Source organism: Pseudoalteromonas sp. MMG013 (assembly GCF_018100885.1).
GTDB classification, from domain to species: Bacteria; Pseudomonadota; Gammaproteobacteria; order Enterobacterales; family Alteromonadaceae; genus Pseudoalteromonas; species Pseudoalteromonas aurantia.
This window is the reverse complement of record NZ_JAGJEE010000131.1, coordinates 1-416: the sequence shown is the minus strand read 5'-3', so window position 1 is coordinate 416 and position 416 is coordinate 1. Positions and strand designations below refer to the sequence as shown.

1 protein-coding gene is annotated in these 416 nt (G+C 47.6%); it reads left to right on the top strand.

Translation table 11 applies throughout. The features are described from left to right. The coding region (locus J8L98_RS24665) for an AMP-binding protein (RefSeq protein WP_210998695.1) at positions 1-416 on the top strand (416 nt) is incomplete at both ends.

Here is a 416-nt window from a genome sequence, read left to right as displayed (position 1 = left end):
GGTATTAACTGGACATATGATACAGGTTTATTCAGTGAAGCAGCGATAGCGCGGTTAAACGCACACTTGTGTCGTTTATTAACGAGTTTGAGTGAAGTCACAGAAGAGACAGCGGCGTTGCCTAGCTTGGCGATGTTGTCGGAGTCAGAGACAGCGCATTTAGTGACAGGGCTGAATAATACGGAAATTGCATACGATAAAGCGGCATGCATTCATACCTTATTTGAACAACAAGCACAGCAGCAGCCGGATAAGGTTGCGGTGGTCTTTGCAGATAAAACACTGACGTACAAGCAGTTGAATGAGCAGTCGAACCAACTGGCGCATTATCTGCGAGAGCATCATGCTATTGGGCCAGACAGTTTAGTGGGCTTGTGTGTGGAGCGCTCGTTGGAGATGGTGGTCGGGATTTTAGG